General features: G+C 60.4%; 25 protein-coding genes. 15 read left to right on the top strand and 10 right to left on the bottom strand.

Annotation, left to right across the window (positions count from 1 at the left end; translation table 11 throughout):
• The first annotated feature begins 8 nt into the window (after window positions 1–8).
• Entirely contained in the window at window positions 9–1,043 is a 1,035-nt protein-coding gene (locus AC3CHX_RS15690) for an XdhC family protein (protein WP_488628974.1), read from the top strand.
• Between the two features lie 3 nt (window positions 1,044–1,046).
• Here AC3CHX_RS15690 and AC3CHX_RS15685 read toward each other — a convergent pair whose 3' ends face one another.
• Window positions 1,047–2,021, bottom strand: a complete 975-nt coding sequence (locus AC3CHX_RS15685) for an AraC family transcriptional regulator (protein WP_488628973.1) — start codon at window positions 2,019–2,021, stop codon at window positions 1,047–1,049.
• Between the two features lie 132 nt (window positions 2,022–2,153).
• Window positions 2,154–3,086, bottom strand: coding sequence for a LysR family transcriptional regulator (locus tag AC3CHX_RS15680; RefSeq protein ID WP_488628972.1), 933 nt, complete (start codon window positions 3,084–3,086; stop codon window positions 2,154–2,156).
• 174 nt (window positions 3,087–3,260) lie between these two features.
• On the opposite strand from AC3CHX_RS15680, the gene AC3CHX_RS15675 reads away from it, so the two are divergent.
• The 7 genes from AC3CHX_RS15675 to AC3CHX_RS15645 all read left to right on the top strand — a co-directional run bounded on the left by AC3CHX_RS15675 (window position 3,261) and on the right by AC3CHX_RS15645 (window position 9,679).
• A complete protein-coding gene (locus tag AC3CHX_RS15675) occupies window positions 3,261–4,406 on the top strand; it encodes a branched-chain amino acid ABC transporter substrate-binding protein (protein WP_488628971.1) in 1,146 nt (381 codons plus the stop codon).
• Window positions 4,407–4,472: 66 nt separating this feature from the next.
• The gene (locus tag AC3CHX_RS15670) at window positions 4,473–5,669 is read left to right on the top strand and encodes a M24 family metallopeptidase (protein ID WP_488628970.1); all 1,197 of its coding nucleotides are present in this window, start codon (window positions 4,473–4,475) and stop codon (window positions 5,667–5,669) included.
• Window positions 5,670–5,753: 84 nt separating this feature from the next.
• The gene (locus AC3CHX_RS15665) at window positions 5,754–6,431 is read left to right on the top strand and encodes a DUF2848 domain-containing protein (protein WP_488628969.1); all 678 of its coding nucleotides are present in this window, start codon (window positions 5,754–5,756) and stop codon (window positions 6,429–6,431) included.
• A gap of 3 nt (window positions 6,432–6,434) precedes the next feature.
• On the top strand, window positions 6,435–7,781 hold the full coding sequence (locus AC3CHX_RS15660) for an amidase (protein ID WP_488628968.1): 1,347 nt from the start codon (window positions 6,435–6,437) through the stop codon (window positions 7,779–7,781).
• A gap of 37 nt (window positions 7,782–7,818) precedes the next feature.
• Window positions 7,819–8,163, top strand: a complete 345-nt coding sequence (locus AC3CHX_RS15655) for an Lrp/AsnC ligand binding domain-containing protein (protein ID WP_488628967.1) — start codon at window positions 7,819–7,821, stop codon at window positions 8,161–8,163.
• A gap of 274 nt (window positions 8,164–8,437) precedes the next feature.
• The gene (gene rimI / locus AC3CHX_RS15650) at window positions 8,438–8,905 is read left to right on the top strand and encodes a ribosomal protein S18-alanine N-acetyltransferase (protein WP_488628966.1); all 468 of its coding nucleotides are present in this window, start codon (window positions 8,438–8,440) and stop codon (window positions 8,903–8,905) included.
• Between the two features lie 114 nt (window positions 8,906–9,019).
• Entirely contained in the window at window positions 9,020–9,679 is a 660-nt protein-coding gene (locus AC3CHX_RS15645) for a class I SAM-dependent methyltransferase (RefSeq protein ID WP_488628965.1), read from the top strand.
• 53 nt (window positions 9,680–9,732) lie between these two features.
• Here the strand turns inward: AC3CHX_RS15645 and AC3CHX_RS15640 are convergent, their stop codons facing one another.
• Genes AC3CHX_RS15640 through AC3CHX_RS15630 form a run of 3 tightly spaced genes read right to left on the bottom strand, consistent with a single transcriptional unit; the run spans window position 9,733 to window position 13,319 of the window.
• Complete coding sequence (locus AC3CHX_RS15640; protein ID WP_488644836.1) at window positions 9,733–10,704, bottom strand: M14 family metallopeptidase; 972 nt, start codon at window positions 10,702–10,704, stop codon at window positions 9,733–9,735.
• A gap of 20 nt (window positions 10,705–10,724) precedes the next feature.
• Window positions 10,725–12,206, bottom strand: a complete 1,482-nt coding sequence (locus tag AC3CHX_RS15635; protein ID WP_488628964.1) for an NAD-dependent succinate-semialdehyde dehydrogenase — start codon at window positions 12,204–12,206, stop codon at window positions 10,725–10,727.
• A 21-nt stretch (window positions 12,207–12,227) separates the two neighbouring features.
• Window positions 12,228–13,319 carry a tartrate dehydrogenase gene (locus AC3CHX_RS15630; RefSeq protein WP_488628963.1) on the bottom strand — a complete coding sequence of 364 codons (1,092 nt, stop codon included), beginning with the start codon at window positions 13,317–13,319 and terminating at the stop codon, window positions 12,228–12,230.
• A 101-nt stretch (window positions 13,320–13,420) separates the two neighbouring features.
• Here AC3CHX_RS15630 and AC3CHX_RS15625 point away from each other — a divergent pair, with 101 nt between their 5' ends.
• Entirely contained in the window at window positions 13,421–14,338 is a 918-nt protein-coding gene (locus tag AC3CHX_RS15625; RefSeq protein WP_488628962.1) for a LysR substrate-binding domain-containing protein, read from the top strand.
• A 21-nt stretch (window positions 14,339–14,359) separates the two neighbouring features.
• Here the strand turns inward: AC3CHX_RS15625 and AC3CHX_RS15620 are convergent, their stop codons facing one another.
• The 5 genes from AC3CHX_RS15620 to AC3CHX_RS15600 form a co-directional block, all read right to left on the bottom strand.
• The gene (locus AC3CHX_RS15620; protein WP_488628961.1) at window positions 14,360–14,860 is read right to left on the bottom strand and encodes an Lrp/AsnC family transcriptional regulator; all 501 of its coding nucleotides are present in this window, start codon (window positions 14,858–14,860) and stop codon (window positions 14,360–14,362) included.
• A gap of 93 nt (window positions 14,861–14,953) precedes the next feature.
• Window positions 14,954–16,333, bottom strand: coding sequence for an aminotransferase class III-fold pyridoxal phosphate-dependent enzyme (locus AC3CHX_RS15615; protein ID WP_488628960.1), 1,380 nt, complete (start codon window positions 16,331–16,333; stop codon window positions 14,954–14,956).
• A gap of 174 nt (window positions 16,334–16,507) precedes the next feature.
• Entirely contained in the window at window positions 16,508–17,434 is a 927-nt protein-coding gene (locus tag AC3CHX_RS15610) for a 2-hydroxyacid dehydrogenase (protein WP_488628959.1), read from the bottom strand.
• A 24-nt stretch (window positions 17,435–17,458) separates the two neighbouring features.
• Window positions 17,459–18,331: a GNAT family N-acetyltransferase gene (locus tag AC3CHX_RS15605; protein WP_488628958.1), complete on the bottom strand. Its 873-nt coding sequence runs from the start codon at window positions 18,329–18,331 to the stop codon at window positions 17,459–17,461.
• Window positions 18,332–18,431: 100 nt separating this feature from the next.
• A complete protein-coding gene (locus AC3CHX_RS15600; protein WP_488628957.1) occupies window positions 18,432–18,578 on the bottom strand; it encodes a hypothetical protein in 147 nt (48 codons plus the stop codon).
• Window positions 18,579–18,587: 9 nt separating this feature from the next.
• On the opposite strand from AC3CHX_RS15600, the gene AC3CHX_RS15595 reads away from it, so the two are divergent.
• The 6 genes from AC3CHX_RS15595 to AC3CHX_RS15570 all read left to right on the top strand — a co-directional run bounded on the left by AC3CHX_RS15595 (window position 18,588) and on the right by AC3CHX_RS15570 (window position 26,156).
• Entirely contained in the window at window positions 18,588–20,060 is a 1,473-nt protein-coding gene (locus AC3CHX_RS15595; RefSeq protein WP_488628956.1) for an aldehyde dehydrogenase family protein, read from the top strand.
• Between the two features lie 392 nt (window positions 20,061–20,452).
• Window positions 20,453–21,121, top strand: a complete 669-nt coding sequence (locus AC3CHX_RS15590; protein WP_488628955.1) for a haloacid dehalogenase type II — start codon at window positions 20,453–20,455, stop codon at window positions 21,119–21,121.
• 35 nt (window positions 21,122–21,156) lie between these two features.
• Window positions 21,157–22,434 (top strand): NAD(P)/FAD-dependent oxidoreductase, encoded by a 1,278-nt coding sequence (locus tag AC3CHX_RS15585; RefSeq protein ID WP_488628954.1) that lies wholly within the window; start codon window positions 21,157–21,159, stop codon window positions 22,432–22,434.
• Window positions 22,435–22,519: 85 nt separating this feature from the next.
• Window positions 22,520–24,157 (top strand): ABC transporter substrate-binding protein, encoded by a 1,638-nt coding sequence (locus AC3CHX_RS15580; protein ID WP_488628953.1) that lies wholly within the window; start codon window positions 22,520–22,522, stop codon window positions 24,155–24,157.
• Between the two features lie 131 nt (window positions 24,158–24,288).
• Window positions 24,289–25,245: an ABC transporter permease gene (locus tag AC3CHX_RS15575; protein WP_488628952.1), complete on the top strand. Its 957-nt coding sequence runs from the start codon at window positions 24,289–24,291 to the stop codon at window positions 25,243–25,245.
• 5 nt (window positions 25,246–25,250) lie between these two features.
• A complete protein-coding gene (locus tag AC3CHX_RS15570; RefSeq protein WP_488628951.1) occupies window positions 25,251–26,156 on the top strand; it encodes an ABC transporter permease in 906 nt (301 codons plus the stop codon).
• Window position 26,157 lies beyond the last annotated feature (1 nt).

Here is a 26,157-nt window from a genome sequence, read left to right as displayed (position 1 = left end):
GGAATGCCATGGAAGCCGCCGATCTGAATGTATTGCTGACCTGCCGGCAATGGCTGGGCGCGCAGCAACCGAGCGTACTTGTCACGGTGGTCCGGACCTGGGGTTCGTCGCCGCGGCCGCCGGGTGCGATGATGGGGATTCGTGCCGATGGCGTGGTGGCCGGTTCGGTATCCGGCGGCTGCATCGAAGATGATCTGATCGCCAAAGTCAGGGATGCCGGGATTTCCGCCTTATGCAAGAATGGACTGCCGGGCCTGATGACCTACGGTATCGGGGCCGAACAGGCGCAGCGCTTCGGTCTACCCTGCGGCGGCACCCTGCAACTGGTGCTGGAGCCGCTTGGCGCGCGCAGCCGGATCGATGAGCTGGTAACGCTTCTGCAACAACGCCAGCCGACGCGGCGCGCACTTGATTTGCGCAGCGGGAAGGTGAGTCTGGATGCGGCAGGCGCCGGCAGCGAACTGGCATTCGACGGCAGCATTCTCAGCCATGTGCTTGGTCCTCGCTATCGCCTGATTGTGATTGGCGCCGGTCAGTTGTCGCGCTATTTTGCCGAAGTTGCCGTCGGGTTGGGCTTCGATGTGACCGTCTGCGATCCGCGTGAAGAATACCGGGCCGACTGGAATGTACGCGGCGTACAACTGAGTGGCGAGATGCCGGACGATGTGGTGCTGGCCGCGCAACCGGATGCCAGAACCGCCATCATTGCATTGACGCATGATCCCAAGCTGGACGATCTGGCCTTGATCGATGCGTTGCGTTCGCCGGCATTTTATGTCGGTGCGCTGGGCTCGCGTGCGAATCATGCCAGGCGGGTAGAGCGCCTGCGACAGCATTTCGGCATGTCCGACAGCGAACTGGCGCGCCTGCGCGGACCGGCCGGGCTGTATATCGGCAGCAAGACGCCGCCGGAAATCGCGTTGTCGATATTGGCCGAGATCGTTGCGGTCAAGAATGCTGTATCGTTGCCGCCGCAATTGACGGTAGGCGCGGCCAAAGACGGGCAGCAACAGGACGGCACGCTGGCAGCGTGTTCCGCGTGAAGCTTACATTTCGCTGACGGCCTCTTTACCGAAGGTCGGTACCAGCTGAATCTCGCGCAAGCGCGCAATATCCTTCAACGGCGGCGCACTGAACATGCGGCTGTATTCGCGGCTGAATTGCGAAGCGCTCTCGTAGCCGACGCGATGACCGGCGGTGGCCGCATCCAGCATTTCGCTGAGCATCAGCCGCCGCGCTGTCTGTAGCCGCAACTGTTTTTGATACTGCAAAGGGCTCATGGCAGTCACCGAGCGGAAGTGATGGTGCAGCGAGGACGGGCTCATGTTGACGCTGCGCGCCAGCGTTTCAATCTTTAGCGGCAACGCGTAATTCTGTTTCAGCCAATCGATTGCCTTGGCGATCTTTTGCGCCTGGCTGTCGGCCAGCACGATCTGGCGCAGGCGCGCGCCTTGCTCGCTGGTCAGCAGACGATACAGGATTTCCCGCTGAATCAACGGCGCCAGTGCCGGGATATCGTGCGGGTTCTCCAGCAAGCGCAGCAAGCGAATTACCGCATCCAGCAGCGCGCTATCCAGACGACCGACGAACATGCCGCGCCCGGCATGCTGGACCACCGACGTTGGCAGTGCGCCTTCTGCCATCATGTCGCTGATTTGCTCGGTGTCGAGATCCAGCTTGACGCACAGAAACGGGTGCTCGGGCGTGGCCCGGCTGATTTGCGCCACGGTCGGCAAATCGACCGAGGTGACCAGATAGTTGAGCTCGTCATAAACAAACACCTCATCGCCGGAGATAACCCGCTTGCTTCCCTGAGCAATCACGGCCAGCGCCGGATCGTACAGGCCGTGACACGGATCCGATGGCATCGACCAGCGGTACAGCGACAAACCCGGTATCCCGGTGAGATACAAGCCGTCGGCCTGCGCAAAGCGTCCGGCCAGCGTGGCGAGTTCCTTTTGTTGTTGTTCAAGCTCCGGCGCGACGGCGGGAGCGAATGATGACTGTGGCTGGCTATTCATGGCGGCAGATTGGACGAAGAGGCAAAGAGTCTATGAGTTTATGCCCTATTCGTGTTGTCTTGGCGTGTTTGTTTGCAGGATCAGGCAAGATTTCGGCAGGATCGTGAAAGCGATATCGTCATCTCAGCTTGCTTAGGGCAGCAACGTTTCCGGGAGCAACGCTACATCCCCGCCTGAAATAGCCGCGAATTCTGCGACGACTTTTTGCGCCAGTCGCCCGATTGTGCCAAACAACGGGTTTTCGGGACTTGACCGGTAAGAAGCAACCAATGTCAGGTTCGGAAAACGTTCGGCCACCTTTAACAGGCAAAGATCACCGCGCAAGAGCTCCTGCTGGATGATGGCCGGAGGCAGGACGGCTATGCCGAATCCTTCGACGGCCAGCCGGATTATCGCGGCAGCTGTCGTGATGCAATTGATACTGAGGTGCTCCGGGGAAAGACCGTCGAACATGCGGACGATGCCCTGATGCGGTGCCGAGTCTCGCGCAAAACTGAGGATACGGAATGTGGCCAGGTCCACAGGCGACAGGGTTTCCGCTGCGATCTGCAATTGCGGGCTGGCAACCCAATACATCGGGAATGCGCCAAGCAGCAGGTTGGTAACGCCGGAATCGACAATCGGCGCGCTTTGAAAAACGATATCCAGTGTCCCTAAGGCAAGCTGCTCACATAGGTGACTGGTAGTGTCGCTGGACAGTTCTATCGACATATTCGGGTAGGTTTCGTCCATGCGGTTCATGAACATTGGCAGCCAGCTATGCACGACCGACTCGATTGCGCCGACCCGCACGTTGCCGGCGACCTGCTGCGGATCGGACAGATCCTGCCGCATCTCGTACACAAGCTTTAATATCCTTTCGGCATACGCCAGGGCTTGGGTGCCGTGGCGGGTCAATGCGACTTCCCTGGTGCCGCGGTCGAAGAGCCGCACGCCGAAATCCTCTTCAAGTACCGCAATCCGGCTCGAAATAGCGGCCTGCGTGGTGTGCAGCCGTTCAGCGGTCAGGCGGAAGTTCTTCAGCCGGGCCACCCATACGAAGGTTTCCAGGAACCGCACGTTCATTCAACGCTCCTCAAGCCGCGCCACGAAGCGCCAGCGCGACCGATAAAAATATTTGATCGGAACAACTAAAAATTAGTCGTTGGACTATTTACGTAGCCCGCACGAAACTAAAGCCTGCAACACAAGAGACGGCGTAGTCGTCGCAAATATATATCATTCACAACGGAGATTATCATGTCGCTGCTAGCACGAACCTATGTTGCCGTCCTTTCTGTCGCCACCTGCGCAGCCGTTTTCGGGCAGGAAAGCGTCATCAAGATTGGCGAGGTCGGGCCAAAGACCGGCAATACCGCGCACATCGGCAAAGATGCCGAAAACGGGGCAAAGATGGCCGTAGATGAGATCAACGCCACGGCGCCAGTTATCGGGGGAAAGAAAGTCAGGTTCCAGCTTGATGGCGAAGACGATGCCGCCGATCCGAAGCAGGCCACGGCAGTGGCGCAAAAGCTGGTCGACGCAGGAGTGGTTGGGGTGGTAGGCCACGTCAACTCGGGGACCACTATCCCAGCATCGAAAATCTACTCGGATGCGGGCATTCCCCAGATATCCCCGTCTGCGACCAATCCGAAATATACGGAGCAGGGCTTTAAGACGGCGTTCCGGGTGGTTGCTAACGATAGCCAACTGGGCGGGGCGCTCGGACGATACGCGCTCCGGATTCTTAAAGCCAAGCGAATCGCCGTGGTGGATGATCGCACTTCATACGGCCAGGGACTTGCTGAGGAATTTATAAAAGGGGTCAAGAGCAATGCCAAAGACACCGAAATCGTTTCACAGCAATACACCAACAACCAGGCAACGGACTTTGCGGCCATTCTCACCAGTATTAAAAGCAAAAAGCCCGACGTTATTTTCTATGGCGGTACCGACGCCCAGGCCGGCCCTATGCTGCGCCAGATGAAGCAGCTAGGCGTCACTGCAAAACTGTTAGGCGGGGATGGTTTGTGCACACTGGCGTTGATCTCTCTGGCCGGGGACGCGCTCGTCGATAATCAGGTCGTCTGTGCCGAACCCGGTGGCGTCGAGCGCGCCCGCGAAACAAAAATGAATGCCTTTAAGGACGCCTATAAGAAGAAGTTTGGCAGCGATGTGCAAATTTATGCGCCCTACGCCTACGATGCCGTGTATGTCATGGTAGGGGCGATGAAAGCGGCGAACTCTTCGCAGCCTGTAAAGTATCTGCCTGCGCTCGCAAATACCCGCTATGACGGCGTTACGGGGCAAATCGACTTCGACAAGAAGGGCGACCTGAGAGAAGGCGCGCTGACGATTTACACCTACGCGCATGGTGAACGCAAAATGCTGACGGTGGTGAAGTAGCCGCGCCAGGAAGGGATGCTAACTATCATGTGTAATAGGAGCGCTGATTAAAGCGAACGGAATCTTATGAAAACCCCACCATCCCACCTGCTGATGCGGCGGCGTGAACTGTTAGCAACCTTGGCCCAGGATCAAATCTGCGGGTTCATTGTGTACGGCTATGGCAGCGCCCTGGGTGCAAGCACATCTTCCCACGGCTATATGCGTTTCCTTACGGATTGGGATAGTCATGAGGCGTCCTCCATGTTTGTGTGCACACCGGTCTTGTCCCGACTGTTGGTGGGTAGCGCCTTTCTCATGCCGCTCGCAAAATTGCGCAATATCGCCCCCGAGACACGGTTCATCAAGCCACCGTCTTTCGGGCTGGCCGTTGCCCAAGCGCTGGAACAGGCAAGGATGACAACGCGTCGCCTCGGCATTGTCGGTCTCTCTGAAATGCCGTATCCAGTGTTTCAGTCATTGTCTGCCGCACTGCCACAGGTCGCGCTCGTCGACGTCACGGCACAGGTTGACCAGATGCGCGTGATCAAAGACGCAATACAGATTGCCGCCCACCGCAGTGCGGCAGAAGTCTGCGACGCGATGTTCGCGGCCGTTGGCAGAGAACTGGCCGGTGGCAGGCCGGTCTACCAGGTACAAGCAGCACTCGAAGCGATTGGAAAGAGTGCCGGCGCGGAATACTGCAAGACCTGGATGACGGTAGGACCCGCTGCCGACTATCCCAGGTACTACCGGGAGGAATGCGAAAACATTCCCCAACCGGGGGACCAGGTCCTGTTCGGGATCATGTTGCGCCTGGATGGCTATTGGGGGCACGGCATCCGGATGGGTTCATGCGGCGTCCCGGCCGAACGCCATGTTCGTCTTTTTCAAATCGTCGAAGCCATGCAGGAACGGGGATTGGCTGCGCTTTGCCCGGGGGCGCAGCTAGCCGATGTCGAACGCGCCATGCACGCGGAGCTGCTTGCGCACTATTCCGAGGAAGAAGTGGCGCGCATGGTGCGCTTTCGTTACGGCCACGGTCTGGGCTTTTCGTACGAGGACCCGGTGACGACGGCAGCATTTCCACAGCATTTCGAACACCCTGCGCCAGCCGATCCGCAACCGGCCACGGCGCGCGCGGGCATGCTTCTGGAGTTGCATCCCAACCATTTCATCCCCGGGAACGGCGGTGCGGCCCTGGGCGACATGGTCCTGTTGACTGACCATGGGCCGGAGCTCCTCTTGCAAGCGCCACGAGAGATGGTCGATTGGCTGGCCTGACGCTGTTCGACTGATCCTGTACTTACTATTGATGCAGCATGCGGATGCTGCGGTCTCTTATCATCCATTTTTTTGGAAATCAACATGACTTTTCTTAAATTCAACCTCGTCGGACATGGTCCGATCGAGATCGGCGTCGATCACGCAATCATTGCCGGTTGGACCGGCCGCGATATTGACATGGTGCAAAAACATATCGCCGAACTCGCGGCAATTGGTGTGACGCCACCGACAACCATTCCGTGCTTTTATCAAGTTGCGGCCTCTCTCCTTGAGCAAGGGCCTGGCATACAGGTGCCGGGCCAGGATTCATCCGGCGAAGCAGAATTCGTTCTGTTTTCTTCCGACCATGGCCTGCTGGTCGGGATCGGCTCCGATCACACAGACCGCAAAGTTGAAAGCTACGATGTGACTGTGTCGAAGCAGATGTGCGCCAAACCTGTCGGAAATTCGCTGTGGCGGTTCGCAGAAGTGGAACCGCATTGGGACGAACTGCTCATGCTCGCCTGGCGGGAGAGCGCTGGCAAGCGTGTCTTGTATCAAGAGGGGCCGGTCACGAGAATGCATGCGCCAAAAGATCTCCTCCAACGCTGTTTTTCTACTGCAGAACTGCCACGCGGGACGGCCATGTTTTGCGGAACGCAGCCGGTCATCGGAGAACTCGCTTTCGGTGACGCATTCGAGCTGGAACTGCATGATCCCCGCCTGAATCGCAGCTTGTGCCACCGCTATACAGTCAATCCGTTGCCGGTCGCGAGATAAAGCATGCGATCAATCCGCGAAAGCCAGAACGCCCTTGCAAGCGGGCAGGTAAGCAGCGTCGAACTAGTGCAGAACGCGCTGGCCCGGATCGATGCGCATCGAAGCGCCGGGGGTACAGCATACGTGAGCGTGGATCCTGACGAGGCTGTCCTGTGCGCACGGGCCAGCGACGCGGCCCGCAAAGCCGGATATGTGCCGTCTCCCTTGGCAGGCTTGCCGGTGTCAGTGAAAGACCTCTTTGACGTCAAGGGACAAATCACTGCGGCCGGCTCAAAAGTACTGCGCAATGCCGCTCCGGCAATGTCTGATGCTGAGGCCGTTAGCCGGCTGCGCCGCGCTGGGGCGATACTGCTGGGACGCACCAATATGAGCGAATTCGCCTTTTCGGGTTTGGGGTTGAACCCGCATTACGGGACACCCGTCAATCCGCTTGACGCCATGCGTGTTGCCGGCGGCTCGACCTCGGGCGGTGCTGTGTCGGTGGCGCTGGATATGGCCGTGGCAGCGCTCGGCACCGACACCGGCGGTTCGATTCGTATTCCCTCTGCGTTCTGCAGTTTGGTTGGCTTCAAACCCACCGCCTCGCGCATACCCAGAACCGGCGCAATTCCCTTGTCGGATTCTCTCGATTCGATCGGGCCGATCGCGAGAACGGTCGAATGCTGCGAGATTATCGACTCCGCGCTGATCGGGGCAACGCACATGTCCGCTGGCCTGCCGCTCAAGGGAATGCGCCTCGGCGTGACGACCGACCTGGTCGGACAGGGTCTCGATTCGGCGGTTGCGACCGCTTTTACGCACGCCTTGCGTGCGCTGGAGCAGGAAGGCGCCATTGTCGAAACTTTCTCATTCCCGGAATTGCTTGCCCTACCCGAGATGAACAGGCAGGGCGGCCTGGTAGCGGCAGAGGCGTGGGCGTGGCACAAGAAGCTAATCGATGCGCGGGAAACCGAATACGACCCGCGTGTCGCTGCACGCATCCGGCGCGGCGCCCAATTAAGTGCGAGCGACTACATCGAACTCTTGCAGTTTCGCGAAAAGCTAATCAGCGCAAGCCAAAGGCGGCTTGCGCGCTTCGACGCATGGCTCATGCCGACGGTCGCGACGACCGCTCCATCTATCGCCACCCTTGCGTCGGACGACAACGCGTTTTTTTCCATGAACGCATTGGTTCTCCGGAACAGTAGTGTGATTAATCAAATCGATGGATGTGCACTATCCTTGCCCTGTCACAAAACAGGCGAACAGGCTGTCGGCTTAAGCATCTGCGGTCCGTCGGGGACCGATAGCAAAATTCTCCGGATAGGCCGTTCCATAGAGTTACTCCTGAACAACGCTCGTCGGCGCTAGGGGCGGCTTACCAAGTGTTGTGCGAGGAGTAGAAAGGATGGACATTTTTATACAAGTGGCGCTGGTCGACCATAAAATCGCAACGCTTAGCGTGTTCAAGAGGAAAGTCGAGGTGTTATCCGAAATTGTGGAACGGTACCGGATCATCGGAGATTTCGATTTCTTGCTGAAAGTGCAGGTCGAGGACATGCCTGGATACCGCCATTTTCTCGGAACAGGGCTGTTGGCGATTGAACAGGTCCTTTCGACGCGGACGTATGTGGTTATTCCTGAAAGCAAGCCGATCAGACGCACTCTGGATGGCATATGCGAAGGCTTGCCAAGGGCACTGTTCTATCCGGAGGTCTCTACCCCTGCGTGCGATGTGGAATCCTTGGAGTAAGCTCCTGCGAAGCGCCGACAATTATGGCGTTGATCAAGCCGCAGATGAAACCGTGTCCGAACTGAGCGCTGGCTGGTGGCGACCTCGCCGAATCGGCCAAGATCGCGCTGAGCAATTACAATATTTGAGAAGCGTCTTATTCCTTCTGAACTTAGTCTCTTGGATCTGGCGAGCCCTGTTACAACGGCAAGGAGTATAACGCTGGTAGCGTCGATTCTGGTTTGAACGCGCGCCCTCCTGTAGACAAGATGACTTTTGCTTATGTGAGCGCGGAATGATCATCGAATACGAAGTCAAGCTTGCGGTTCCGGGTGACGCCCTTGAGATATCTGAGCTGTCCAGGGACGCCATTGAACACGGTCTGTCGTGGAATTGGACGCCACGGCGCGTCGCGAAGAGCATTGTGGAAAGCTCAACGAACGTGGTGGTTGTGCGTCAGGGAGACAGTCTGGTCGGCTTTGCCATCATGAAGTATGAAGCAGAAGAAGCGCATGTGCTCCTGCTTGCGGTTCATCCTGCCCATCGCCGAAAGGGGGCAGGATCTACATTGCTGTCTTGGCTTGAAGTGACGGCGCGGGTCGCGGGTATAGATTTGATACGTCTCGAGGCAAGAGCGCGGAATGCCGGAGCGATATCGTTCTACCAGAAGCATGGGTACAGAGAGCTGGGGCTGCGAAAAGGCTACTACCAGGGAGTGGAAGATGCAGTGCACATGGTCAAGGATCTTTGGCTCCAGCCCTAAACCGGATAGGAGCGTTGCTTAATCGATCAAAAGCGCGATCAGAGCGATACTCTTGCGCGTCAAAAGAAAGCGGTGATAACCTTTACACCTTTCTCCACCGACTGGACTGACACCATGAGCGACCGCACCCTGAACCTGGATGACACCCTGTATCAATACCTGCTCGATGTTTCGCTACGTGAACATCCGGTCCAGGCTGAACTGCGTGCGGTCACGCACAAGCATCCGCTTGCGGGCATGCAGATCTCCCCCGAGCAAGGCCAGTTCATGGCGCTGCTGGTCAATCTGATCGGCGCCCGCAGGACCCTTGAGATCGGCGTCTTCACCGGCTACAGCGCGCTGGCCGTGGCATTGGCGCTGCCGCCCGACGGCCGCATCGTGGCCTGCGACGTGAGCCGGGAATTCACCGACATCGGCCGCAGCTATTGGGAAAAGGCCGGTGTCGCGGCCAAGATCGACTTGCGTCTGGCGCCCGCCATCGACACGCTCGACGGGCTGATCGCCGAAGGCCAGGCCGGCAGTTTCGACTTCGCGTTCATCGACGCCGACAAGACCGGCTACGACGCGTATTACGAACGCTGCCTGACGCTGTTGCGCCAGGGCGGCCTGATCGCCATCGACAACGTGCTGTGGAGCGGCCGGGTCGCGCAGCCGGCCGAGGATGACGACACGGCGGCGCTCCAGGCGCTCAATCTGAAGCTCCGCGGCGATGCGCGGGTCGACCTGTCGATGTTGCCGGTCGGCGATGGACTGACCCTTGCCCGGAAGCGTTGATCTGGCGGGAGGGCGGCGTTCCATGATCCGTCAGGAGGAACGTACGTCGTCGGTTAGGAGACGATCCGCCCAAACCGGACCACCGTTACCCCTGCCCGCAACTGGCGCAGGGACGGCATCACCAGCACGCAGTCGGGGTAGGGCGTGCGCACCGGCTGACCGTTGTCCCAGCCGATCACGGTGCCCGGCTCGGCAAAGGTTTCCAGACCGGTGTACGCAGCGGCAAAGCGAAAATCCAGATTGCTGGCGACGACCGGTTGCGTGACTTCGATGACGACGCTGGCGCCCGCCGCGTCGGCCCACCAGTCGTCCGGCAAGTCGCCGCGTTCGATCGCGCCGGCCAGCAACAGGAAGCGCGCCGTACTGTGTTTGGCGACCTCGACGCTGGCGCTTTCCCAATGCTGTCCGCATTCGATCAGCAGCGCATTTTTCTCGCTGGCGCTGGCGCCGAAGCCGTCGTAGTCGCGCAGGCGGCGGCCCTCGGGGTGTCCGGCATCGCTGATCACATGGCGCGGGATATTCAGTTGCCGCGCCAGCGCGATGCCTTTGGGCAGCGGCCCGGAAACAATCAGCGGCGCGCTGCGTTCGTGCATCGAGTGGATGTCGAGCAGCAGGTCGACCGTATCGATGACCGGCAGCATGGCGCGCGCCCGGCGCAGCTCGGACGAATCGCGCAGTTTGTCGTCCAGCACTGCACGCGTCCACACGCGATTCAAATCCTGATCGACAAAACGCGCTGCATCCGGATGCAGCGGATCGAAGCGCTGATACGCCTCGACGTTGGCGAAGGACAGGCTCAGTTTGCCGCGGCGCGGTCTGAGGCCGAGGTCCAGCAGCGCCTTGACCACGATCGCGCCGCAGACTTCGTTGCCGTGCGTGAGGGCATTGATCATCACGTGCGGACCGTCGGTCTCGGCGGCGAAGGTATGCACATACGGGATGCCGGTATTGCCCGCCATGTAGGGCAGCAGATCGGGAAACCGGACTTCGATCGGGTATTCGGGAAGAAGGGCAGCGGTCATCATTTCTTTCTTTAAAAATGGGTTCAAGCCAGGCCGCCCTGGCACATGTATTTGGTATGCATATAATCGTCCAGCCCGTAGCGCGAACCTTCGCGGCCATAGCCGGACTCCTTGACGCCGCCGAACGGCGCGGCCTCGCTGGCCAGGGCGCCTTCATTGATGCCGACAATGCCGCTTTCCAGCCTGTTCGAGACGCGCCAGATGCGTGCCGCGTTGCCGGCGTAGAAATAGGCCGCCAGGCCGAACGGCGTGTCGTTGGCCATCTGGATGGCTTCTTCCTCGCTGCCGAAGCGGAATAGCGGCACCACCGGTCCGAAGGTTTCTTCCTTGAATAACAGCATGTCCGCCGTGGCGTCGCCAAGCACGGTCGGCGCGTAGTACAGCGGACCGCTGGCCAGGGCGTTGTGCACCGCTGCGCCGCCCAGCAACAGGGTGGCGCCGCGCGTCAGCGCATCCTGCACGTGCAGGGAAATTTTCTCGATGGCGCGGGCATTGATCATCGGACCGATCTGGACCCCCTCGGCGCCGCCCGGGCCGACCTTCAGCGCCGCCACGCGCGCCACCAGTTTTTGCGCAAACGCCTGGTACACGGCCTCCTGCACATACACGCGATTGGGCGAGACGCAGGTCTGGCCGCCGTTGCGGAATTTGGATGCCATCAAGCCGTCGACGGCGGCATCCAGGTCGGCGTCGTCGAAGACGATAAACGGCGCATTCCCGCCCAACTCAAGGGACAGCTTTTTCAGGGTCGATGCCGACCCGCGCGCCAGATGCTTGCCCACCGGGGTGGAACCGGTGAAGGTGATCTTGCGCACCCGGCCATCTTGCAGCCAGTCGTCGACGACTGCGGGTGTCTGCGTGCGCGAAGCGCTGACGATGTTGATGACACCCGCCGGGAAGCCCGCTTCTTCTGCCAGTCTGACCAGCGCCAGGGCGGTCAGCGGCGTGTCTTCCGCAGGCTTGGCGACCACCGTGCAGCCGGCGGCCAGTGCCGGTGCGATCTTGCGGGCAATCATCGCCAGCGGGAAATTCCATGGCGTGATCGCCGCGACCACGCCGACCGGTTCGCGCACCACGCTCATGCGCTTGCCCCGCACCTGATCGGGAATGATATCGCCGTAGGCGCGCACCGCTTCCTCGGCAAACCATTCGACATAGGACGCGCCGTAAGCGACTTCGCCGCGCGCTTCGGCCAGCGGCTTGCCCTGCTCACGCGAAATCAGGCTGGCCAGGTCCTCGGTGTTGGCCAGGATCAGCGCGTGCCAGCGCTTGAGCAAACGGGCGCGCTCACGGGCGCTGGTCTGGCGCCACTGGTCCAGCGCCGCATGCGCGGCATCGCTGGCGGCGCGCGCGTCGGCGGCAGCGCCATCCGCGACCCGGGCGAAATCCAGGCCGGTGGCCGGATCCGCGACGGCAAAACTGGCGCCGCTGCGGGCGTCGCGCCAGCTACCGCCGATAAAATGTTGTGAGCGCAACAGCGCCGGATGAGCGAGTAAAAGAGGCATGATCGGCGTTCCGTTCGGGATTCAGGGGGCTTCGGTGACTAATCTGGCGATGGCTTCGCCCATCGCGGTGGTGGAGGCATTGCCGCCCAGATCGCCGGTATGCGGTCCGCTCGCCAGCACCGATTTGATCGCCGCAACGATGGCGTCATGCGCCTGGCGGCCGCTGCCGCTGCTACCGGTGAGGAAGTCGAGCATCAGCGCACCCGACCAGATCATCGCCACCGGATTGGCAATATTCTTGCCGTAGATATCGGGGGCGGAGCCGTGCACCGGTTCGAACAGCGAGGGAAAATTGCGTTCCGGATTCAGGTTCGCCGACGGCGCCAGACCGATGGTGCCGGTGCAGGCCGGTCCGAGGTCCGAGAGGATGTCCCCGAACAGATTGGAGGCGACCACGACGTCGAAGCGCTGCGGCTGCAACACAAAGCGCGCGCACAGGATATCGATATGTTGCTTGTCCCAGCCGATGTCGGGATACTGGCTGGCCATCTCGGCGGCGCGTGCATCCCACCAGGGCATGGAGATCGAAATGCCGTTGCTTTTGGTGGCGACCGTGACGTGTTTGCGCGCACGCGTTCTGGCCAGTTCGAATGCAAACTTGAGTACCCGGTCAGTGCCGCGGCGCGAGAACACTGCCTGCTGCATCACGATTTCGTTCGGTGTGCCCTCGTACATGATGCCGCCGACCGACGAGTATTCGCCTTCGGTGTTTTCACGCACGATCAGCATGTCGATATCGCCGCCGGCGCGGTCGGCCAGCGGACTGCGCACGCCTTCGAAGGTCTGGGCCGGGCGCAGGTTGATGTACTGGTCGAATTCACGGCGAAACTTCAACAGCGAGCCCCACAGCGAAATGTGGTCGGGGACGATGTCGGGCCAGCCGACTGCGCCGAAATAGATGGCATCCATGCCCGCCAGCTGCGCTTTCCAGTCTTCCGGCATCATGCTGCCGGTTTGCGCATAGTAGTCGCAGCTGGCCCAGTCGAATGCCGTCAGTTCCAGCGTGATGCCGAAACGCTTGGCGGCGGCCTTGACGACGCGCAGGCCTTCAGGCATGACTTCCTTGCCGATGCCGTCGCCCGCAAGCACGGCGATTTTGTATGTGGTGTTCATGAGGTCCTTTCGTTGCGTCGTCGACGCGGGTATGTTGAACAGTATATTCACTCTGCTTAATACTATAATGCTCATTTCCGTTAAGCCATTGTGCACAGACCGTGAACAAACTCCCGACCCCAGACGACCTGCGCGTATTTATCGCCGTGGTGCGCAAATCGAGTTTCTCTGCGGCGGCGGATGAACTGGGCAGTTCACCCGCTTATATCAGCAAACGCATCCGGATTCTTGAAGAGGAACTGGCCACGCGCCTGTTTCAGCGCACCACGCGCAGCGTTGTGGTGACCGAGGAAGGCGAGCGCGTCTACCACTGGGCGCAGCGAATTTTGGATGATATCGATCATTTGCTGCAGGAAGTCTCCATCACCCGCCAGGTGCCGCGCGGGGCGTTGCGCATCAGCAGCAGTTTCGGCTTTGGCCGGAATGTCGTGGGCCCGGCGATTTCAACACTGATCGCGCGTTATCCCTTGCTGACGGTGCGCTTCGAAGTGTTCGACCGGCTGGTGGACGTGGCCAGTGAAGGCTTCGATCTCGACGTGCGGGTCGGCGACGAGATCGCGCCGCATTTGATTGCGCGCCGCCTGGCATCCAATTACCGGGTGTTATGCGCCTCCTCGGCGTACCTGGCGCGGCGCGGGCAGCCGCATGCGCTGAGCGACCTGGCGCAACACGATTGCCTGGTGATCAAAGAGCGCGACCATCCGTTCGGAGTATGGAAACTGCGGGCAGGCGGCGAGGAACAGACGGTGAAGGTCACCGGGCCGCTGTCGACCAATCATGGCGAAGTGGCGGTGCAGTGGGCCATTGACGGCCGGGGCGTGGTGCTGCGTTCCATCTGGGACATTGGATCGTACTTGCAAAGCGGCCAGTTGGTCAGGGTGTTGCCCGGTTGTCAGCAGGAGGCGAATATCTGGGCGGTTTACCCATCGCGCCTCAGCAACTCGGCCAAGGTGCGGGTATGCGTGGAATTCTTGCAGGAATATTTTGTGCAGGCGAGCGCCGCGGAATACCTGAAGTAAGCCGCAGTGTCTGCATGGCGCTCAGCTTTGTTCGGAAATGAATTTTTCCAGCGGGTAGTAGTTTTTGATAAACGGCGATTTGATGACGATGTAGCTGAAGTATTTTTCGATGCAGAGATGGCGTTCCAGCAGGTTTTCAATGATGCTCTGGTAGTGCACCACGCCCTGGGTGACAAATTTGAGCAGGTAATCGTAACCGCCGCTGACCAGATGGCACTCGACGATTTCATCGATGCCGCGGATGCTGGCTTCGAATTTGGCGAAATCTTCGCGCCGATGATCGGACAGCGTGACTTCGGTGAACACGAGTTGTACGTTGCTTAATTTTTCCAGCTGGATATGGGCGCCGTAGCCGGTGATGTAGCCGGCTTTTTCGAGACGCTTGACGCGGATCAGGCAGGGGCTCGGCGACAAGCCCACGGAATCGGCCAGCATCACGTTCGTGATGCTGCTGTTTTGTTGCAAATGGCAAAGAATGCGCAAGTCAATTCGATCAAGTTTCAGGGCGCCGCTAGCAATCATTGTTGACTCCGTGTTCAGGCTTCGTATCTGGCTCCTATGGTACACGTTTGCAGCCCGTCGCGACGGGCCTCGTCGCACGATATAGCATGTCGTTCAGGCCAGCGCGCTGCGGACTTCGGGTTGTTCCAGCACTTCATCCAGAATCTGCCTGAGCCTGGAAAACATTAGCGCAAATTCGTCAGCGGTGTAGCACAGCGCCGGCGCAAAACCAAGGATGTTGTCGCCAAACGCCCGGAAAATCAGGCCGCGCCGATACGCGCAAACGGCGATCCGCTCGTGCAGCTTCAGGGATGGTGCAAAACGCTGCTTGCTGTCCTTGTCGGCGACCAGTTCCAACGCGCCCAGCAGCCCGCGACTGCGTGCGTCGCCGACCAGCGGATGCGCCAGCAGATCGCGCAAACCCTGTTCAAAATGCGGCGCTTGCGCAATGCCGTTGGCGAGCAGTCCGCCTTCGTGATACAGGCGCAGGACTTCCAGGCCGATGGCCGCGCTGACCGGATGGGCGGAATAGGTCTGACCGTGGCCGACCACGGCGTCGCCCGGGACGCCGTCGGCGATCGTGCTGTAGACCCGCTCCGACATCATGAGCGCGCCCATCGGGGCATAACCTGCCGTCAATCCTTTGGCCATGGTCATCAGGTCCGGCTGCACGTCTTCCGCGCTGCAGGCAAACAGCGGGCCGGTGCGGCCGAAGCCGGTAATAACTTCATCCACCACAAACAGAATGTCCAGTTCGCGGCAGGTGTCCTGCATCGCCTTAAGCCAGCCGACCGGCGGCACGATCACGCCGCCCGAGCCCTGGATCGGTTCGCAGAAGAAGGCCGCGACCCGCTCCGCCCCGAGTTCCGCCACTTTATTGCGCAGGGCCGTCACGGAAGCCTGGATCAGTGCGGCAGCGTCGTCGCCGACCGCGCTCCGATACGGATAGGGCGACGGGATATAGTGCTGGTTCGGCAGCGGCAGGTCGAAGTTGAGATGGAAGTTCGGCAACGCAGTCAGGCCGGCGCCGACCGATGACGAGCCGTGATAGCCGCGCTCGAGCGCGATGAATTGCTTTTTGAGCGGCTTGCCCAGCGAGTTGTAGTAGTGAGTGATATAGCGGATCGCCGCATCCACCGCATCCGAGCCGCCCAGCGTGAAATACACGTGCTGCAACGAAGCGGGCGTCAGTTCCACCAGTTTCGCCGCCAACAGAATCGCCGGCTCGGAACCAAAACCGAAGTAACCGGTGGCGTAGGGCAGGCGTGCCATCTGTTCGGTAGCGACGCGCACGATGCTGTCCTGGCCATAGCCGGTATTCACGCACCACAGGCCGGAGAAGGCGTCCAGCAATTCATGCCCGTGATGATCCGTCAGGTAGGCGCCGCGCGCCGATTGCAGGATGGCGACCCCTTGTTTTTCGTGGGCCCGGAAGTTGGTCACGGGATGAATCAGATGGTTGCGGTCAAGCGCGACGAGAGAGGAGGTTTGCATGGTTTTCGAAGATGCCTGTGGAGTGTAAGGAGGTTGCCAAATAGCCTGCAACCATGTTACGTCCGCTGCGCCAGCGTTAGCTTGCAAGATGCGGCCTCGGAAACGGCAGGAATTGGGTATTTCAGGCCCAACGCGGCATTTTCTGCGGTCTGTGTTTGCGCCACCAGCCTCTTTTCAGTAGCCCCGCTGCCGGTCGACCAGGCCGATCAGGGGCAGGCCGGCCTGATGCCGGCGAATGTTGTCGAGCACGACATCGACCGCGCAGGCCGGTTGCGTCATGCTGGCAATGTGCGGGGTCAGCACGATCCCGGGATGATCCCAGAAGCGGTGATCGGCCGCCAACGGTTCGGTCGCGCAGACATCGAGCGTGGCCGATGACAACTGACCGCTGTCGAGTGCCCCCAGCAAGTCGGCTTCGACCAGATGGCCGCCTCTGCCCACATTGATCAGCGCAGCGCCCGCCGGCAATGCCGCAAACAGTCTGCGGTTCAGGATCCCGCGCGTGTCGTCGGTCAGCGGCAGCAGGCAGATCAGGATATCGGTGCGTGCCAGAAGTTGCGCCAGGCCGTCGCTGCCGGCATAACAGCTGACGTCGTCGATGCTGTGGGCCGAGCGGCTCCAGCCGGCACATGGAAAGCCGAAGTCGTGCAGCTTTTTCAACACTGCCTGCCCCAGCATTCCGAGTCCGAGCACGCCGACCCGGCTGGCCGTCGCCGGTTGCACCGGGTGCGCCAGCCAACGGCGCTCGCGCTGCTGGCGTGCGTAAAGATGGCTCTGGCGGTGAATCGAGAGTACCGCATGCGTGACGTATTCGACCATGCCGGCGGCGATGCCCGGTTCTATCATGCGCACCAGCGGAATATGCGCCGGCACCAGAGAAAAATCGAACTGATCGATGCCGGCGCCGACAGAAAAGACCATTTCGACATTCGGAAACCGGCTGGTCAGATCTTCCGGTGGCAGCCAGGCGGCGAGGTAGCGCACCTGCTCGGCCGCGCCGCATTCCGGCCAGCAGTGAAAGGGAATGTCCGGCGCCTTTGCGGCAAACAGCCTGGCCCATTCGGCGCCCCGCACCGGGTCTGCCTTGTAGATGAAACTCATAACGGTCCTTGATGAAGCGGTATTTCAGCCGAGCGCCTGGTTGATGACGGAATACAGTTGCATACCCGGATCTTTGGACGCCGGTGTGCCTTTCTGCATCGCGACCACGGTATCGACCCGAGTCAATCCGATCGCGCTCAGCCAATCGCTCAGGCCGCCGGCGTCGGGCACATCGACGCGGATGAAGGAGTCGGCGTAGGTGTTGATCCAGTGGCTGATCAGGGCTTGCGCGCGGGCCGCATCCGGCGCGACCACCGGGCCGATCACGCGGCCGTGGCCAAAGCGCCGCACCAGCGCAAAGCCCAGCATTTCACCGTCGCGGTCGATGGCCACGCCTTCGGCGACATCGCCCAGCGCCGCCAGAACCCGGCTGCGATCCATGCCGCTGGCGCGCGCATCCAGCGCTTGCAATCTGGCGGCATCGTTGCTGCCGATAGGGCGAATGCGCTCACCGGCGGGAAGCGGAATCAGCGCCGACTGCAACACCGCACCCTGATGCTGATGCAGCTTGCCGCTGGCCACAAACCCCAGTTTTTCGTACAAGGGCTGGCCGGCCGCGGTGGCATGCAACATGATGTTGCGCTGGCCGAGCTGTTCCAGCAACCGTTCCATCAGCCTGCGGCCGAGACCCAGCCCTTGCTGCAGCGACTGCACGATCACCATGCCGAGCGAGGCATGGCTGTCGCCGTACTGCCAGTACATGGCGCTGCCAACCAGGGCGGGGGGCTGGTCCCCGGCCCGGTTATCGAGCGCAAAGCCGGCCCCCAGCGCATAGATGAATTGCCAGTCTTCCAGCCGGTGCGGCCATTTCAGGGCCAGCGAAAGGCGATGGCATGCGGCCAGATCTGGCTCGGTCAACGCGCGCAGCGTAAATTGGGTGGAAGCTTGATCCTGCATCGAAAACTCCTTGTCGATAGTTTGCTTTGCCGTGCTCTTGATGCGGGCCGCGGCGAGACTTGCACTGGACTTAATGATGCAGCGTTTCCGCTGACACGATTCAGTCTTCTGTCGCAAAAATACGCAATTTTATAGCGATCTTAGATAGCGGCTCGGCACAAAATAGGCAGCATTCCGGATTAGTATCGAGATCATCAACATGTAATGCAGTGCCCGCATTTTCGTCAGCTTTTTTACTTTCACTCAAGGATTTTCCATGCAGGATTTTGCTCCGGACCAGGTTTCCGTCAGAAGTGCGCATTTCATTGGCGGCGACTATGTCGATGTCGACACCAATCTGATCGATGTGTTGCGGCCCTCCGACGGTCGCGTGTATGCCGGCTTGCCGGTGGCCGATGCCGCGCTGGTGGATCGCGCGGTGGAAAACGCCTGGCAAGCGTTCAGGACCAGCAACTGGGCCACCCAGCCGCCGCGCGACCGGGCGCGCATCCTGCGCCGCTGGGCCGATCTGATCGAGGCCGACGTTGCCACGCTGGCGCCGATGGAAGCGCTCGGTTCGACCCGCCCGATTCGCGACGCCGCGCAATGGGATGTGCCGTTCACGGCCGAAGGCATCCGGTTTTTTGCCGAATACGCCGACAAGCACGGCGGCGAGGTGGCGGCGACCCGCAGCGATCATCTGGGCATGACAATTACCGAACCCTACGGCGTGGTGGCGGCGATTGCACCCTGGAATTTCCCGCTGGTCATGGCGTCATGGAAAATCGGACCGGCGCTGGCAGCCGGCAATGCGGTGGTCCTGAAACCTTCCGAAATGACGCCGTATAGTGTCTTGCGTCTGGCCGAACTCGCCATCCGGGCCGGTGTGCCGGCCGGCATTTTCAATGTGATACAGGGCGATGGCCGGACCACCGGCGACAGCTTGTGCCGTCATCCCAAAGTGTCCAAGGTCACGTTCACCGGCTCGACCCTGACCGGCGCCGCGATCATGCGCGCCTGCGCCGAAAGCGGCACCAAGCCGGTCACGCTGGAGCTGGGCGGGAAAAGTCCGCAAATCGTGTTTGCCGATGCCCCGGATCTGGACAAGGTGGCGCGCATGGTGGCTGCTTCCATCGCCGGCAATGCCGGCCAGGTCTGCGTAGCCGGTTCGCGCCTGATCGTGCAGCGCGGCGCGGCCGAGCAAGTGATCGCCGGTATTGCGCGCGCGTTCAGTGCGTTGTTGCCGGGCCCCACCTGGCAGCAGGCGACCACGCTGGCCCCGATCATTTCCAAAGCCCAGGCCGATCGCATCGGCGCCATCGTCGCCCGCACTGTTGCGGCCGGCGCGCAACTGGCGGCCGGCGGCAGGCTGGCGCCAGACAGCAGCGCGCACTATTTACCGACCATCCTGACCGGAGTCGACAGTACGATGGAAGCGGTATCCAGCGAGATCTTCGGCCCCGTGCTGACCGTGCAGGTATTCGACGACGAAGCGGAAGCGCTCGCACTGGCAGCACATCCGGACTATGGACTGGCTGCCGGGGTGCACACCCGCGACATCGGCCGCGCGTTGCGCCTGGCGCGCAATCTCGAAGCCGGCACGGTCTGGATCAATCGCTACGGACGGACGGCCGATTTCGTCATTCCCACCGGCGGCTACAAGCGCTCCGGCATGGGCAAGGATCTGGGACGGCAGGCATTCGAAGCCAACCTGCGGATCAAAAGCGTACTGATCGATTTTGCCGAATAGCTTGAAGGATCGCCTCTGAATGCAACAGGCCGGCAGCGTCACCGCCGGCCGTTTTTTTATCCGTTCGCCTTGCGTAGCATGGCTTCCCGCAACCCATATAAACCCAATCCGGCACCACGCTATTTTTTGCCCCAAGTTGGTGAAATCGACCGAAATCCGCCCCGCCAGCGCGCATTGCTGCACTGCTCAGCAAGTTATGCTGATTGCAGCATCCAAAACCAAGGTTTCTGTCTCGTGACAGGCAGAAAACGGGATATTCACAGCATTTTTGTATGTTGTAATGATCACCGGAACAAGCGATTAAGCGCAGCAGCGCGGCGACCTGCGCATGCCTGTTTTCAACGTCGGGAGTACCTCCGGACGCTACTACAACTTTTAGAGGAAGACGCTATATGACCACCTTCAGGCCTAAATTCATCACCTTCGACTGTTACGGCACCTTGACCCGTTTTCAGATGTCCAACCTGGCCAGCGATTTGTTTGCGGATCGGGTTTCCGCTGCCGACATGCCGATGTTTTTGCGCCAGTTCGCCGCTTACCGCCTGGACGAAGTGCTCGATCAATGGAAACCGTATGAAGACGTCGTGAAGAATGCCGTGAAACGCACTTGCGCGCGCTGGAACGTGCAGACCACCGACGAAGAGGCCGGCAAGTTTTACCAGGCCGTGCCGAGCTGGGGCCCGCATGCCGATGTGCCGGCGCCGCTGGCGCGCGTGGCCAAGGAATTTCCATTGGTGATTTTCTCGAACGCAGCCGACGACCAGATTCAACACAATGTCGACAAACTCGGCGCACCATTTCATAAAGTGTTCACCGCGCAGCAGGCGCAAGCTTATAAACCGCGCCTGCGCGCTTTTGAATACATGCTGGATAACCTGAACTGCAATCCGGAAGACGTGTTGCACGTCTCCTCCAGCCTGCGCTACGACCTGATGCCGGCCAGCGATATGGGCATCAAGAACAAGGTGTTCGTGGCGCGCGGTCATGAGCCGTCGACACCGCACTATGGCTATACCGAAATCACCGACCTAGGCGGTTTGCCTGGCGTAGTCGGGCTTTGAGCCGTTTTCCACCGTAGCATCCTGTCAGGAGTCGCATGAAACTCGCATCTTATTGGCTGGACACGGCGCCCAGGTTTTCTGCCGGCGCCCAGGGGCCGGTTCAGGGACAAGCGGATGTCGTCATTATCGGTGGCGGCTTTACCGGTTTGTCGGCGGCACTGGCGCTGAGCCGCAAGAATCGGTCGGTAGTGTTGCTGGAGGCCGGTCAGGTGGCCGGCGAAGCTTCCGGCCGCAACGGCGGCCAGTGCAATGGCGGTCTGGCGCACGATTTTTCAGAACTGGCCGCGCGCATCGGCAAGGATAAGGCCAAGGAGCTGTATCAGTCGTTTGTGCGTGCCGTCGACACGGTGGAAAACATTGTGAAGGAGGAAGCGCTGGACTGCGATTTTCAGCGCTGCGGCAAGTTGAAGGTGGCGGCCAAGCCGGAGCACTATGCCAAATTGCAGCAGGTCTACCGCGATCTGATCGATGAGGTCGATCCGCAGCTGGCCCTGGTCGCCCCGCAGGACATCGCACAGGAAGTCGGTGGCAATGGCTTGTATGGCGGTTTGCTGCAAAAGACCAGCGCGCAATTGCATGTCGGCAAATTCGGCGTGGGTCTGGCGCATGCCGCAGCCCGCCATGGCGCCCGCATTTTCGAGTCGGCCGCGGTCACCCGGCTGGAGCAGTTGGCGGGGCAGGCATACCGGGTGCATAGCAGCAAAGGCACGCTGCAGGCAAAACAGGTGTTGCTGGCCTGCGGCGGTTGCAGCACCGGTCCGTTTGCCTGGTTTCGCCGTCGTCTGGTGCCGGTCGGCAGCTTCATCATCGTTACCGAAGTCTTGCCGCAGGCGTTGCTGGACCAGATCGTACCGGGCCGTCGCAACTATGTGACGACCAAAAACATCGGCAATTATTTCCGGATCACGCCGGACCATCGTTTGCTGTTCGGCGGCCGGGCGCGCTTTGCGATGTCGAATCCGCGTTCGGACCAGAAAAGCGGAGCGCTGTTGCAGGCGGCGATGGTCGAGATGTTTCCGGCATTGCGCGACACACGGATCGATTATTGCTGGGGAGGATCGGTCGATATGTCGGCCGACCGTCTGCCGCGTGCCGGTGTGCACAAGGATTTGTTTTATTCGCTCGGCTATAGCGGCCACGGTGTGCAAATGTCGGTGCACATGGGCCAGATCATGGCGCAAGTGATGGGTGGAAATCCGCAATGCAATCCGTGGCGGGAGATGCGCTGGCCGCCTATCCCCGGTCATTTCGGCAAGCCCTGGTTCTTGCCGCTGGTCGGCGCGTATTACCAGTTGCGCGACAAATTGAGTTGAGAGTTGGTTTGCAGGTGTAGAAAAATCCGCCGACCGGATGGCATGGTTGGTCATATTGATTTTGGACTTCTTTGGCGAGGCTTTTATGACAAAAATTAAAATCGGGCAAAACAACGTGAATGATCCCAACGTGAATGATCCAATCCGTTCCGGCGAACAACTGGAGAGCGCGCACACCGGCTTTACCCGGCGCGACATGATGCGCACGGTGCTGGCCGGCAGCATGATGGTGGGCGCAGCCGGCAGCATGCTCGCTGTCACCGGGAATGCCTTTGCGCAGACACCGCGGCGCGGCGGCAAGATCAAGCTCGCGAGCCAGACCAGCTCCACCGCCGATACCCTCGATCCGGCCAAGGCTGCGCACTCCACCGATTACACCCGGGTCAACATGTTTTATAACGGTCTGACCACATTGGACACCAAACTGGCGCCGGTAATGGTGCTGGCCGAAGAAATCGCCAGCAGCGATGGAACGCTCTGGACCGTCAAGCTGCGCAGCGGCATCCGTTTCCATGACGGCAAGCCGCTGACGCCGGCCGACGTGGTGTATTCGCTGATGCGCCACAAAGACCCCGCCACGGCATCGAAGGCCAAGGCGATCGCCGACCAGTTCGAATCGATCAAGGCCAGCGGCCCCAACGAAGTGCAGATCAAGCTGACCGGCCCCAACGCAGACTTGCCGGTGATCCTGGCAACTGCGCAGTTGCTGATCATCAAGGATGGCACCACCACATTTACCACTGCCAACGGCACCGGTGCGTTCAGGTGCAAGGAATTCACGCCGGGTGTACGCACTGTCGGCGTGCGCAACGAAGAGTACTGGAAGTCCGGCAAACCCTATCTGGATGAAATTGAACTATTTGCCATTCCGGATGAAGCGGCGCGCGTCAATGCGCTGTTGTCCGGTGACGTGCAGTGGATCAGCGACATGGATCCGCGTTCGACCCAGCGCATCAAAGCGACGGCCGGCTACGCTGTACTGGAAACCAAAGCCGGCCTCTACACCGACCTGGTCATCCGTCAGGATGTCGCGCCTGGCAAGAGCGCCGACTTCACGCTGGGCATGAAATACCTGATGGATCGCGAGCAGATCAAGTCTGCCGCCTTCCGTGGCTTTGCGGTGACCGCCAACGATCAACCTGTCAGTCCGACCAATCGCTTCTATTTTGCCGGCTTGCCGCAACGTCCGTATGACCCGGACAAGGCCAAGTTCCATCTGCAGAAAGCCGGCGTGCTCGGCAGCACCATTCCGCTGGTGGCTTCGGTCGCCGCTGACGGTTCGGTCGATATCGCCCTGTTGTTGCAGCAATCGGCGCAGAAGCTGGGCCTCAAGCTGGACGTCAAGCGCATGCCGGCCGACGGCTATTGGTCCAATCAATGGATGAAAGCGCCGCTCGGCTTCGGCAACATCAGTCCGCGTCCGAGTGCCGACCTCCTGTTCACGCAGTTCTTCAAGTCGGATGCCCAATGGAACGAGTCGGGCTGGAAGAACGCCCAGTTCGACCAGTTGCTGGTCGCGGCCCGCGCCCAGACCGACTTTGCCAAACGCAAGCAGATGTATGCCGACATGCAGGTATTGGTGCATGAAAAAGGCGGCATCGGCATTCCGGTGTTCATCAGCAACCTGGAAGGGGTAAGTAGCAAGGTCAAGGGCATCCAGCCGATCCCGCTGGGATCGTTCATGAACTACACCTGTGCCGAGTATGTCTGGCTTGAGGCTTGATGTTCAAGTAAGAAAATGCATAAAGCATTTCTGCCACACATAATGTAGGAGAACAGCATCCGCTCGGCCTTACCGCGTCCGCATTGCAGGCGCGTCATTGCAGTCGGGCGGATGTCAGAAAGGAATATGCTATGAACGGGACAGTCGGACGTCTTATTGTCAACCGGCTCGGCCTCGGAGTATTGACATTGCTGCTGGTGTCGATCGGGGTTTTTTTCATTACCAATCTGTTGCCGGGCGATGCGGCGCAAGCGGCGCTTGGCCAGGCGGCGACGCCGGAAACGGTGGCCGCATTGCGTTTGCAGTTCGGACTGGATCAGCCGGCGCCGTTGCGTTACTTTCACTGGCTGGTCGGGCTGTTGTCGGGCCACCCGGGGATCTCGCTGGTCAGCAACATGCCGGTGGCGCAACTGATCGCTGACCGCTTGCCGAGTTCGTTGCTGCTGGCCGGGGTGACTGCCGCAGTGTCGGTGCCGATTGCGCTGACCCTGGGGATTACCTCGGCCATGTATCGCGGCTCCGTGTTTGACCGGGTGGTGAGTGTGAGTTCGGTCTCGCTGGTGTCGGTACCGGAATTTCTGGTGGCAACCGTCGCCGTGATGATCTTTGCGGTCAAGCTGCGCTGGCTGTCGGCGCTCTCCCATACCGCCGATATCGCCTCCATCGGCCAGTTCCTGAAGGCCTACGCCATGCCGGTGATGACCTTGTGCTGCGTGATCGTGGCGCAGATGGCGCGCATGACGCGGGCGGCGGTCATCGATCAACTCAGCTCTTCCTACGTCGAAATGGCCGCGCTCAAGGGCGCGCGGCCGGCCCGCATCGTGCTGACCCATGCACTGCCGAATGCCATCGGGCCGATTGCGAATGCGGTGGCGCTAAGCCTGTCCTACCTGCTCGGCGGTGTGATCATCGTCGAATCCATCTTCAACTATCCCGGCATCTCCAGCCTGATGATCGATGCCGTGACGACGCGCGATTTGCCGCTGGTGCAGGCCTGCACCATGATTTTTTCTGGCGCTTATCTGCTGCTGGTGCTGAGCGCCGACGTCTGCGCGATCGTCTCCAATCCAAGGTTGAGAAATCGATGAAACCCATGCTCAATTCCATTCCTCCTGCGCCCGACGAATTGTCGCTTGAAACGATTGACAATCCTGTGCTGTCAGAGGCGTTATCGGCAGCCAAGCCGCGCCGTTTTGCGCTGTCCCCCCTCAGTTTGGCCGGCATCTGCATCATCGTTTTCTGGCTGCTGATGGCAGTCATAGGGCCGACTATTTCGCCTTACGATGCCGGCCAGATCGTCGACGTCGACGTGTTCAGCGGCATCAGCCGCAAATTCTGGCTGGGCAGCGATTATCTTGGCCGCGACATGCTGAGCCGGATTCTGTTCGGCACCCGTTACACCATCGGCCTGGCGCTGGCGGCGACCCTGCTGGCCAGTTCGATCGGCACCGCGCTGGCGCTGTGCGCGGCACTGACGGGCGGCTGGGTCGACGCTGTCATGAGCCGCACGCTGGACGCGCTGACTTCGATTCCAAGCAAGATGTTCGCTTTGCTGATGGTGGCGTCATTCGGCTCCTCGGTGCAACTGCTGATCATTACCGCCGCCATCACCTATATGCCGGGCGCCTACCGGATTGCCCGGGCACTGGCGGTGAACGTGCAGACCATGGAATACGTGCAGGCTGCCCGTGCCCGCGGCGAAGGCGCGCTGTACATCACCTGTGTCGAGATGTTGCCGAATATGATTCGTCCGCTGCTGGCCGATGTCGGCCTGCGCTTCGTGTTCGTCGTGCTGTTGCTCAGCGGGCTGAGTTTTCTCAGTCTCGGCGTGCAGCCGCCGGACGCCGACTGGGGTTCGCTGGTGCGTGAAAACATCGCCGGCCTGGGCGAAGGCGTGCCTGCCGTGATCATGCCGGCATTGGCGATTGCAACCTTGACCATCGGCGTCAACCTGATGATTGATAACCTGCGTGGCAAGCGCGTCAAGAAGGATTGCTAAT

It is taken from the genome of Glaciimonas sp. OK215, from assembly GCF_057787885.1.
This window is presented reverse-complemented; position numbering and strand designations above follow the sequence as displayed.

What these genes read in the sequence shown, in the direction of transcription:
- AC3CHX_RS15640 (WP_488644836.1), bottom strand. Translation starts at nt 10,704, where the DNA reads ATGATGACCGCTGCCCTTCTTCCCGAATACCCGATCGAAGTCCGGTTT.
- AC3CHX_RS15670 (WP_488628970.1), top strand. Translation starts at nt 4,473, where the DNA reads ATGAAAACCCCACCATCCCACCTGCTGATGCGGCGGCGTGAACTGTTA.
- AC3CHX_RS15630 (WP_488628963.1), bottom strand. Translation starts at nt 13,319, where the DNA reads ATGAACACCACATACAAAATCGCCGTGCTTGCGGGCGACGGCATCGGC.
- AC3CHX_RS15635 (WP_488628964.1), bottom strand. Translation starts at nt 12,206, where the DNA reads ATGCCTCTTTTACTCGCTCATCCGGCGCTGTTGCGCTCACAACATTTT.
- AC3CHX_RS15655 (WP_488628967.1), top strand. Translation starts at nt 7,819, where the DNA reads ATGGACATTTTTATACAAGTGGCGCTGGTCGACCATAAAATCGCAACG.
- AC3CHX_RS15590 (WP_488628955.1), top strand. Translation starts at nt 20,453, where the DNA reads ATGACCACCTTCAGGCCTAAATTCATCACCTTCGACTGTTACGGCACC.
- AC3CHX_RS15665 (WP_488628969.1), top strand. Translation starts at nt 5,754, where the DNA reads ATGACTTTTCTTAAATTCAACCTCGTCGGACATGGTCCGATCGAGATC.
- AC3CHX_RS15610 (WP_488628959.1), bottom strand. Translation starts at nt 17,434, where the DNA reads ATGAGTTTCATCTACAAGGCAGACCCGGTGCGGGGCGCCGAATGGGCC.
- AC3CHX_RS15585 (WP_488628954.1), top strand. Translation starts at nt 21,157, where the DNA reads ATGAAACTCGCATCTTATTGGCTGGACACGGCGCCCAGGTTTTCTGCC.
- AC3CHX_RS15690 (WP_488628974.1), top strand. Translation starts at nt 9, where the DNA reads ATGGAAGCCGCCGATCTGAATGTATTGCTGACCTGCCGGCAATGGCTG.
- AC3CHX_RS15615 (WP_488628960.1), bottom strand. Translation starts at nt 16,333, where the DNA reads ATGCAAACCTCCTCTCTCGTCGCGCTTGACCGCAACCATCTGATTCAT.
- rimI (WP_488628966.1), top strand. Translation starts at nt 8,438, where the DNA reads ATGATCATCGAATACGAAGTCAAGCTTGCGGTTCCGGGTGACGCCCTT.
- AC3CHX_RS15580 (WP_488628953.1), top strand. Translation starts at nt 22,520, where the DNA reads ATGACAAAAATTAAAATCGGGCAAAACAACGTGAATGATCCCAACGTG.
- AC3CHX_RS15605 (WP_488628958.1), bottom strand. Translation starts at nt 18,331, where the DNA reads ATGCAGGATCAAGCTTCCACCCAATTTACGCTGCGCGCGTTGACCGAG.
- AC3CHX_RS15645 (WP_488628965.1), top strand. Translation starts at nt 9,020, where the DNA reads ATGAGCGACCGCACCCTGAACCTGGATGACACCCTGTATCAATACCTG.
- AC3CHX_RS15620 (WP_488628961.1), bottom strand. Translation starts at nt 14,860, where the DNA reads ATGATTGCTAGCGGCGCCCTGAAACTTGATCGAATTGACTTGCGCATT.
- AC3CHX_RS15660 (WP_488628968.1), top strand. Translation starts at nt 6,435, where the DNA reads ATGCGATCAATCCGCGAAAGCCAGAACGCCCTTGCAAGCGGGCAGGTA.
- AC3CHX_RS15595 (WP_488628956.1), top strand. Translation starts at nt 18,588, where the DNA reads ATGCAGGATTTTGCTCCGGACCAGGTTTCCGTCAGAAGTGCGCATTTC.
- AC3CHX_RS15680 (WP_488628972.1), bottom strand. Translation starts at nt 3,086, where the DNA reads ATGAACGTGCGGTTCCTGGAAACCTTCGTATGGGTGGCCCGGCTGAAG.
- AC3CHX_RS15575 (WP_488628952.1), top strand. Translation starts at nt 24,289, where the DNA reads ATGAACGGGACAGTCGGACGTCTTATTGTCAACCGGCTCGGCCTCGGA.
- AC3CHX_RS15570 (WP_488628951.1), top strand. Translation starts at nt 25,251, where the DNA reads ATGCTCAATTCCATTCCTCCTGCGCCCGACGAATTGTCGCTTGAAACG.
- AC3CHX_RS15685 (WP_488628973.1), bottom strand. Translation starts at nt 2,021, where the DNA reads ATGAATAGCCAGCCACAGTCATCATTCGCTCCCGCCGTCGCGCCGGAG.
- AC3CHX_RS15675 (WP_488628971.1), top strand. Translation starts at nt 3,261, where the DNA reads ATGTCGCTGCTAGCACGAACCTATGTTGCCGTCCTTTCTGTCGCCACC.